Source organism: Streptomyces sp. NPDC058662 (assembly GCF_042716255.1).
Taxonomy (GTDB): Bacteria; Actinomycetota; Actinomycetes; order Streptomycetales; family Streptomycetaceae; genus Streptomyces.
On record NZ_JBHXRU010000019.1, the window covers coordinates 73,040 to 80,001 of the forward strand.

Annotated in this window: 7 protein-coding genes; 3 read left to right on the plus strand and 4 right to left on the minus strand. The window is 73.3% G+C overall.

What is annotated here, in order from left to right; genetic code table 11:
• Positions 1–185: 185 nt before the first annotated feature.
• From ACFWUQ_RS10335 to ACFWUQ_RS10350, 4 genes are read right to left on the minus strand one after another with little or no spacing between them, the layout of a single operon-like run.
• The gene (locus tag ACFWUQ_RS10335; protein ID WP_384535551.1) at positions 186–806 is read right to left on the minus strand and encodes an ATP/GTP-binding protein; all 621 of its coding nucleotides are present in this window, start codon (positions 804–806) and stop codon (positions 186–188) included.
• The gene (locus tag ACFWUQ_RS10340; protein ID WP_384535554.1) at positions 787–1,146 is read right to left on the minus strand and encodes a DUF742 domain-containing protein; all 360 of its coding nucleotides are present in this window, start codon (positions 1,144–1,146) and stop codon (positions 787–789) included. The genes ACFWUQ_RS10335 and ACFWUQ_RS10340 overlap by 20 nt, the downstream gene beginning before the upstream one ends.
• A complete protein-coding gene (locus ACFWUQ_RS10345) occupies positions 1,143–1,529 on the minus strand; it encodes a roadblock/LC7 domain-containing protein (RefSeq protein ID WP_384535579.1) in 387 nt (128 codons plus the stop codon). Before ACFWUQ_RS10345 ends, ACFWUQ_RS10340 begins: the two co-directional genes overlap by 4 nt.
• A gap of 17 nt (positions 1,530–1,546) precedes the next feature.
• The gene (locus ACFWUQ_RS10350; protein ID WP_384535556.1) at positions 1,547–3,139 is read right to left on the minus strand and encodes a sensor histidine kinase; all 1,593 of its coding nucleotides are present in this window, start codon (positions 3,137–3,139) and stop codon (positions 1,547–1,549) included.
• A gap of 352 nt (positions 3,140–3,491) precedes the next feature.
• On the opposite strand from ACFWUQ_RS10350, the gene ACFWUQ_RS10355 reads away from it, so the two are divergent.
• The 3 genes from ACFWUQ_RS10355 (at position 3,492) to ACFWUQ_RS10365 (ending at position 6,832) form a co-directional block, all read left to right on the plus strand.
• Positions 3,492–4,433, plus strand: a complete 942-nt coding sequence (locus ACFWUQ_RS10355) for a 5'-nucleotidase (protein WP_384535559.1) — start codon at positions 3,492–3,494, stop codon at positions 4,431–4,433.
• Positions 4,434–4,495: 62 nt separating this feature from the next.
• Positions 4,496–5,062 carry a PadR family transcriptional regulator gene (locus ACFWUQ_RS10360; RefSeq protein ID WP_384535561.1) on the plus strand — a complete coding sequence of 189 codons (567 nt, stop codon included), beginning with the start codon at positions 4,496–4,498 and terminating at the stop codon, positions 5,060–5,062.
• 51 nt (positions 5,063–5,113) lie between these two features.
• The gene (locus tag ACFWUQ_RS10365) at positions 5,114–6,832 is read left to right on the plus strand and encodes an acyl-CoA dehydrogenase family protein (protein ID WP_384535563.1); all 1,719 of its coding nucleotides are present in this window, start codon (positions 5,114–5,116) and stop codon (positions 6,830–6,832) included.
• The last annotated feature ends 130 nt before the right edge of the window (positions 6,833–6,962 follow it).

Consider the following 6,962-nt stretch of genomic DNA (forward strand, 5'->3'; position numbering starts at 1 on the left):
CCCCGCCCGGGGGGGGCCCCCCCCCCCCCCCGCGCCCCGGCCCCCCCCCCCCCGCCCCCCCGCCCCCCGCGGCCCCGCCGCCGCCCCCCCCCGGCCGCCCCCCGGCCCCCCCGCTTCTCGGCGTACGGCCCTCCCGGCCCAGCGCCGCCCCGGGTGACGGGACGGCGCGCGGGGCGGGGGAGCGCTCAGGGCGTCCCGGGCCGCAGGGCGAGGGAGTGCAGGTAGCGCATCAGCGTCATCAGGACGTCGCGGCTGGAATCGCGGCGCCGGGCGTCGCAGAGCACCAGCGGTACGGACGCGGGCAGGTCGAGTGCGTGGCGCAGCTCCTCCAGCGGGTACTCGGGCGCGTTCGGGAAGGAGTTGACGGCGACCACGAAGGGCACCCCGCGCTCCTCCAGCCGGCCGATCACGTCGAAGCTGACCTCCAGCCGGCGGGTGTCCACCAGCACCACGGCCCCCAGGGCGCCTTCGAACAGGCCCCGCCACAGGAACCAGAAGCGCTGCTGCCCGGGCGTGCCGAACAGGTACAGCACCAGCTCCTCGTTGATGCTGATACGGCCGAAGTCCATGGCCACGGTGGTCGAGCTCTTGCGCTCCACCCCCGCCGTGTCGTCGACGCCGACCCCGGCCTGGGTCATCGTCTCCTCGGTGGTCAGCGGCCGGATCTCGCTCACCGAGCCGACCAGGGTGGTCTTGCCGACCCCGAAGCCGCCCACGATCACCACCTTGACCGCGGCGGCGGCCGTGGCGGGCAGAACGTCCTCGCGCCGCGGCCCCGGGGGCTGCTCAGAGCTTTCGAAGTCCATCGATCACTGCCTCAATCAATGCCAGGTCGGGGAGTTGGGCGCGGGCGACGGGTGCGCGGGAGAGCACCTGCCCCGCGGTGATCAGATCGCCGAGCAGTACGGTGACCACGCTCACCGGCAGGCCGAGGTACGCGGAGATCTCGGCCACCGAGAGCGGCGCCTGGCACAGCCGCATGATGGTGGCGTGCTCCGGCTGCATGCCGGGCCTGGGCCTCGACCTGGCGACGATCAGGGTGACCAGGTCGAGGTCGGTGGGAAGTAACGGTCCGCTGCGGCCGCCCGTGATGACGTAGAGCCGCTCCGGACTGCCGTCCTCCCAGTTCCGGCCCGGATCGCTCACGCGGGCTGCCTGTCGCTGCGCGGCGGGCTGCTGAGGTGCTCTCCGATCCGGGCCACCAGGTCTCGCATGCGCTGGCCCATCAGCCCCGCGTCGACGCCCTCGCCGGCCAGCACCGCGAGGTAGGCCCCGGCTCCGGCGGCCATCAGGTAGAAGAACCCGCCGTCCATCTCGATCACGACGAGCCGCATCCGGCCGTCGCTGTGCGGGAGTTCGGAGGCGACCGCGCCGGCCAGGCTCTGCAGTCCGGCGCAGGCGGCGGCGAGCCGGTCGGCGGTGTCGGTCTCCGCGCCGTACTGCGCCATCCGCAGGCCGTCGGCCGAGAGCACGATGACGTGGCGGGTCTGCGGGACGCTCTCGGCCAGGTCCTTGAGCATCCAGTCCATATTGCTCTGCTGCTGACTCACGGCTGTTCCCCTTCGTTCGCCTGGTCCGGCGAGGCGTCTGTCTGATGGCTTGCCGCGATGTGGCTCCCGGCGGGCCGGACGTCCCCGGACAGACCGCTCTGGAAGGCGGCCAGCCACATGCCGGGCGCGGCTTCGGTCCGGTCCGGGGTCGCGGCGGCGGCCGGCGCGGCCCCGGCGGCCGCGGGCGGCTCCGGCGCCGTCGCGCGGGTCTTGCGGCGCCGCTGCGGGAGCCCGTTCGGGGTCCGCTCGGTCACGGCGGGCCCCTCGTCCGCACCGGACGGCTCGTCGAGGACGGCCACGGCCGCCGGTGCGGGGTCCGCGGCCGTGAGGGCAGCCCGCCCAGGACCCGCGGCCTCGCGCGGGAGCGGCCGCGGGGCGGCCGCCGGCTCCGGGGCCGTGCGGGGTCCGGAGGAGGTGCCGATGCCGTGGGCCACGCCGGTGGCCGCCGAGACGGTGGTGATCAGGTCCTGCGGGATGACCAGCACCGCGCGCACCCCGCCGTACGCGGAGGAGCGCAGGGACACCCGGAAGCCGTACGCCTGCGAGAGCCGGCCGACCACGGCCAGGCCCAGGCGCGGGGTCTCACCGAGGTCGGTGAGGTCGATGCCCTCCTGCGCCTGGCGCAGCATGCGTTCGGCCCGGGTGCGGGCCTCCTCGCTCATGCTCAGGCCGCCGTCCTCGATCTCGATGGCGATGCCCGAGTTCACCTCGACGGCGGTCAGGTGGACCTTGGTCTGCGGCGGGGAGTAGCGGGTGGCGTTGTCCAGCAGCTCGGCCAGCGCGTGGATGAGCGGCTCGACGGCGGGTCCGACCACCGCGACCTGGGAGACGGAGTGCAGCTCCACGCGCTGGTAGTCGATGATCCGCGACATGGCGCCGCGCAGCACGCTGTACAGGGGCACGGCCTTGCCCCACTGGCGGCCGGGCCGCGCGCCGCCGAGGACGGCGATGGAGTCGGCGAGGCGGCCGATGAGGGCGGTGCCGTGGTCGAGCCGCAGCAGGTCGCCGAAGACGGCCGGGGTCTGCCCGTGCCGGTCCTCCATCTCCCGCAGCTCCTGCGCCTGCTGGTGCACGATCGCCTGCACGCGGCGGGCGATGTTCACGAAGGCCCGCTGGGCGGAGTCGCGCAGGTCCTCCTCGGCGACCACGGCGTCGAGTACGGAGCGCAGCACCGCGAGGTGGGCGTCCCGGAACTCCGGTGTCAGGCCCGTGCCGTAGGCGCCGGGGTCCTCCAGCGAGGCCAGCACGTCCTCGGGGAACTCGCCCTTGCGCAGCCGGGCCACCACATCCGGCAGCAGGGACCCCGCCAGCCTCGCGGTCTCGGCCTGCTGGCGCGCGAGCGCCGCCTCCTGGGCGGCGACCGTGACGCGCAGTGCCGCCAGCGTCCTGCCGCGCCGGGCGGCCTCGCCGCAAGCCAGCGCCACGGCGACGAAGGCCGCGGCCCCGACCCAGGCGACGGGGGTGCGGGCGGGCGCGGAGGCCAGCGCCACGGTGGCCACCGCGAGCGCGCCGGTCAGCAGGGCGGGCAGCGCCCATACGACGGGTGAGGTGGGCCCTGGACTTCCGGGCGACGATCCCTCTCGAACCATCAGAACCCTCAAACGATCGAAAGCGAAAGATCATTGGACAACAGCCCGGGATCTTATCGGTTCACCGCACGGGTCTTGACAACAGGTCATGATGTGGACGGGCCAGGGGAGTTGCGGCGGCCGGTCCTGACCTGCGGCGGATCGGCCGAGGGGCGCGCCACGGCGGCGTACGGGCCCCTCGCACCCCTCTCGCGGTCCCCTCGCGTTCGGCTGGTTTCCGACGGGCGTACGCCGCCCGGAACGCGTACGGAGCCGGCCGGCTGCGCGTACGGCGGCGCGGTCCGGGCCCCTGCGCGGGTACCTGTGACCATGGGATCATCATCCCGCCCCCCACCCGTACCGAGGAGACGCCGTGCCCCCTTACGACCTCGCCGACCGGCTCGTGGTCGGCGTCGCCTCCAGCGCCCTGTTCGACCTGACGGAGGCGGACGCGGTCTTCCGCGAGGAGGGGGAGGCGCGCTACCGCGCCTACCAGGAGGAGCACCTGGACCGCACCCTGGCACCGGGTGTGGCCCATCCCTTCCTCCGCAGGCTGCTCTCGCTCAACGACCTGGCTCCGCGGGACGACCCGCTGGTCGAGGTGATCGTCCTGTCCCGCAACGACCCGGACACCGGGCTGCGGGTGATGCGGTCCATCCAGTCCCACGACCTGCCGATCACCCGGGCCATCTTCACGCAGGGCCGCTCGCCGCACCGGTTCATGCCGGCGCTCAACATGTCGCTGTTCCTGTCCGCCGACGAGCACGACGTCCGCGAGGCCGTCGCCGCCGGACTGCCCGCCGGGTACGTGGTGGGGTCGCCCACCGAGGACGACGCCGAGGACCGGGACCTGCGGATCGCCTTCGACTTCGACGGGGTCCTCGCCGATGACGCGGCCGAGCGGATCTACCAGGCGGACGGCCTCGACACCTTCCGCTCCCACGAGAGCGCCAACGCCCGCACCCCGCACGTCCCCGGCCCCCTGCGCGACTTCCTGGCCGGTGTGAACCGGGTCCAGCAGCGCGAGGAGGAGCGCCGGCGCCGGGACCCCGACTACCGGATCCGGGTGCACGTCTCCCTGGTCACGGCCCGGAACGCGCCCGCGCACGAACGGGCGGTGCGCAGCCTGAAGGACTGGGGCGTGACGGTGAACGACGCCTTCTTCCTCGGCGGCATCGACAAGGCCGCGATCATCGGCGTGCTCAAGCCGCACATCTTCTTCGACGACCAGATGGGCCATCTCGTCGGAGCCTCCCGCAACGCCCCGAGCGTCCACGTCCCCTTCGGCACGTTGAACGAGCGCTCCGACGGGTGAGCCGCGTCTCACCCGGCCGCAGCCGCTTGCCTGTGCAACGAGTTGCATAGAAGGATCGGGGCATGGCGCTCGAACACGCGATCCTCGTCTCCCTGCTGGAGAAGCCTGGCTCAGGCTATGAGCTGGCCCGGCGGTTCGACCGCTCCATCGGGTACTTCTGGACCGCCACGCACCAGCAGATCTACCGGGTCCTGGGGCGGATGGAGGGCGAGGGCATGCTCCTCGTCCGCGAGGTGCCGCAGCAGGGCCGGCCGGACAAGAAGGAGTACACCGTCGCCGCGCCCGGCCGCGCCGCGCTCTCCCGCTGGCTGCACGAACCGATCGAACCCGAGAGCCTGCGCCACGACCTCGCCGTGAAGATCCGCGGCGCCGCCTTCGACCACCCGGCCGCGATGATCCGCGAGGTCGAGCGGCACCACCGGGTCCACAGCGACCGGCTCGCGCACTACCTGGCCGGAGAGCTGCGCGACTTCACCGGACCCGGAGCGCCCGTACCGCTCGACACGGGCCAGGAGCTCCAGCACGTCGTGCTCCGGGGCGGCATCGCGTACGAACGGATGACCGTCGCCTGGCTCGACGACGTGCTCGCCACCCTGCGCCGGCTCGCCGCGGGCCTCCCGCCCGCCTGAGCCGCCGCGCCCGACCCCACCCCTCGATCCGTACCCTCCGGAAGGCGAACCATGGCCGACGCCCTGCTGTTCAACCCGCACACCTACGACCCCGCGCACTTCGACGCCGAGACCCGCAGGCTGCTGCGCGCCACGGTCGACTGGTTCGAGGCCCGGGGCAAGCGCCGGCTGATCGAGGACTACCGCACCCGGGCCTGGCTGGGCGACTTCCTCGCGTTCGCCGCCAAGGAGGACCTGTTCGCCACCTTCCTCACCCCGGCCGCCGCCGCCGGGCGCGAGGACCAGCGCTGGGACACGGCCCGGATCGCCGCCCTCAACGAGATCTTCGGGTTCTACGGACTCGACTACTGGTACGCGTGGCAGGTGACCATCCTCGGCCTCGGCCCGGTCTGGCAGAGCGACAACGCCGCCGCACGCGCCCGCGCCGCCGAACTCCTCGCCCAGGGCGAGGTCTTCGCCTTCGGACTGTCCGAGCGGACCCACGGCGCCGACATCTACTCCACCGACATGCTGCTGGAGCCCGACGGCGACGGCGGCTTCCGGGCCACCGGCTCCAAGTACTACATCGGCAACGGCAACGCCGCCGGACTCGTCTCCGTCTTCGGCCGCCGCACCGACGTCGAGGGCCCGGACGGGTACGTCTTCTTCGCCGCGGACAGCCGGCACCCCGCCTACCAACTGGTGCAGAACGTCGTCGACTCCTCCAAGTACGTCAGCGAGTTCCGCCTGGAGGACTACCCGGTCACCGCGGACGACGTCCTGCACACCGGCCGGGCCGCCTTCGACGCGGCCCTGAACACCGTCAACGTCGGCAAGTTCAACCTCTGCACCGCATCGATCGGCATCTGCGAGCACGCGATGTACGAGGCCGTCACCCACGCGCAGAACCGCATCCTCTACGGCCGCCCCGTCACCGCCTTCCCCCACGTGCGCCGGGAGCTGGCCGACGCGTACGTCCGCCTCGTCGGCATGAAGCTGTTCAGCGACCGCGCCGTCGACTACTTCCGCTCGGCCGGCCCCGAGGACCGCCGCTACCTCCTCTTCAACCCGATGACGAAGATGAAGGTGACCACGGAGGGCGAGAAGGTCATCGACCTGATGTGGGACGTCATCGCCGCCAAGGGCTTCGAGAAGGACACCTACTTCGCCCAGGCCGCCGTCGAGATCCGCGGGCTGCCCAAGCTGGAGGGCACGGTCCACGTCAACCTGGCGCTGATCCTCAAGTTCATGCGCAACCACCTGCTGGAACCGGTCGAGTACGCCCCCGTGCCGACCCGCCTCGACGCCGCCGACGACGAATTCCTCTTCCGTCAGGGGCCGGCCCGCGGCCTGGGCTCCGTACGCTTCCACGACTGGCGCACCGCCTACGACGCCTACGCCGCGGTCCCGAACGTGGCCCGCTTCCGCGAGCAGGCCGACGCGCTGTGCGAGTTCGCCGCCACCGCCGCCCCGGACGAGCGGCAGAGCCGCGACCTCGACCTCCTCCTCTCCGTCGGCCAGCTGTTCGCGCTCGTCGTGCACGGCCAGCTGATCCTGGAGCAGGCCCGCCTGACCGGCCTCGACGAGGACGTCCTGGACGAACTGTTCGCCGTCCTGGTGCGCGACTTCTCCGCGCACGCCGTCGAACTGCACGGCAAGGACGCCGCCGACGAACGGCAGCAGGAGTGGGCGCTCGGCGCCGTCCGCCGCCCGGTCGTCGACGAGGCCCGCTCGGCCCGGGTGTGGGAGCGCGTCGAAGCGCTGTCCGGCGCCTACACGATGGCCCCGTAGCAGCGCCGACACCGCCAGGGGCCGCCGGCCGCCGGCTCGAGCGGGCGGCCGGTGCCCGATGCTGGTGGCATGGGCGCCCCGGGTACGGGTGGTACCGGCGACGCCGCGTGCGCCGCCCCGGGGCGCGGGC